The organism is Rhizobacter sp. P1_G5 (assembly GCF_056405435.1).
In genome coordinates, this window is the sequence record NZ_JBFUCB010000883.1 from 1 (window position 1) to 1,868 (window position 1,868).

The window sequence follows — 1,868 nt, forward strand, 5'->3', positions numbered from 1 at the left end:
CGCCAACGGCGTGGACTATTCCATCGACACCGATGGCGAGCTCGCCGTCGTCAAGATCCTGAACGACAAGTACCGCGGCATGGCGGTCACGATCGACTACCTGGTCGTCACCGCCGGCACGAAGCAGAGCGCGCTCGACGAACTGGGGCTGAGCTTCAAGACTGGCGCACTCGGCCAGGCGCCGTGGTCCTACTTGCAGGGTGCGAACCCGGCGCAGGCGCTCGGCTACAGCGGCCTGGCCTACGTCTGCGCGAAGGACTACGACCTGGGCGGCTCGGCGCAGGTCGAGAACCACACCTTCGAGATCCAGGGCGCTCTCGCGTACTCGCTCGGCAGCGCGGTGCCCGACGTGGACCCGAGCCGCGCGCTGCTGGATCTGCTGATGAACGGCCGCTACGGCGCCAACATCGCGAGCGATCGGCTCGATGGCATGCAGGACTGGTCGGACTATTGCGTCGCGGCGGGCCTGGTGATGTCGCCCGCACTGACCGAGCAGATCTCCGCGGCCGAGCTCGTGCAGCTGCTCGGACGGCTCACGAACACCGCGCCGGTGTGGAGCGCCGGCAAGCTCAAGATGATCCCCTACGGCGACAGCCCGGAAGCAGGGCTGGGCCGCACCTTCACGCCCAACGTGATGCCGGTCTACGACTTGACCGACGACCATTTCATTCCGAGCCCGGGCGAGCCGCCGGTGCAGCAGGAGCGCAAGAGCCCGGCCGACGCGAAGAACCACTTCCGGGTGCAGTACCGCAACCGGGCCAACAGCTACAACGTCGACGTGGCTGAGGCGAAAGACCAGGCGGACATTGATTTGCACGGGCTGCGCTCCGAGGCCATCGTGAAGGCCGACTGGATCACAGACGGCGCCGTCGCGCGCCTGGTCGCCCAGCTGCTGCTGCAGCGCTCGCTGTACATCCGCGCGACCTACACCTTCAAGCTACCGGTGAATTTCAGCTTGCTGGAGCCGATGGACGTCGTGACGCTGACCGACGAAGGCCTCGGGTTGGATCGGCATCCGGTGCGCATCACAGCGACCGACGAAGAGAACGACGACGGTGACCTGACCATCACGGCCGAGGACTTCCCTGCCGGCGTCGCCAGCGCGGCGATGTACCCGAGCGAGGTCAACGCCGGCTACCTGCACGACTACAACGCGGCGCCGGGGAACGTGGATGCGCCGGTGCTCTTCGAGGCGCCGGTGGGGTTGACGCAGACAGGGCTAGAGGTCTACGCGGCCGTGAAGGGCTCGAGCGCGAGCTGGGGCGGCTGCAACGTGTGGGTCAGCGTCGACGGGCTGAACTACCAGAAGGCCAGCACGCTGCACGGGCCGGCGCGCTCTGGGCGGCTGGGCACCTTCATCAGCGGCGACAGCGTGACGGTGAACACCAGCGGCCAGCTGATCAGCACCAGTGCGGCCGATGCTGCGGCGCTCGGCACGCTCTGCTACGTCGGCGGCACGGTGCCCGAGTACTTGGCCTTCCAGAGCGCGGCGCTGCTCGCGCCGGGGACCTATGCGCTGTCCGGCCTGGTGCGTGGCGCGCACGGCACGCCCAGCACCGGCCACCAGGTCGGCGATGCCTTCGTGCGCGTGGACAGCGCGATCGGCAAGAGCGGGCCGCTGGAACTGAGCTTCATCGGCAAGACGATCCACTTCAAGTTCACGAGCTTCAACATCTTCGGCGCGGCCGAGCAGAGCCTGGCCGAGGTGCAGGCCTACGACTACCGCGTGACCGGTGCGATGGCCGCACTGCCGCCGTCGGCGCCGACGGACGTGTCCGCGTCCTTCGAGCCGTTCGGTGTGCGGCTGAAGTGCGCGAAGAACGTCGAGCCGGACGTGGTTGGCTACGAGTGGCGTGTGAGCACAGGTC

Annotated in this window: 1 protein-coding gene; it reads left to right on the forward strand. The window is 67.9% G+C overall.

Going from position 1 to position 1,868, the window contains the following annotated elements; genetic code table 11:
* Positions 1-1,868, forward strand: a 1,868-nt coding sequence (locus AC1D12_RS32295; RefSeq protein WP_477845234.1) for a phage tail protein, incomplete at both ends; no start/stop codon positions are given.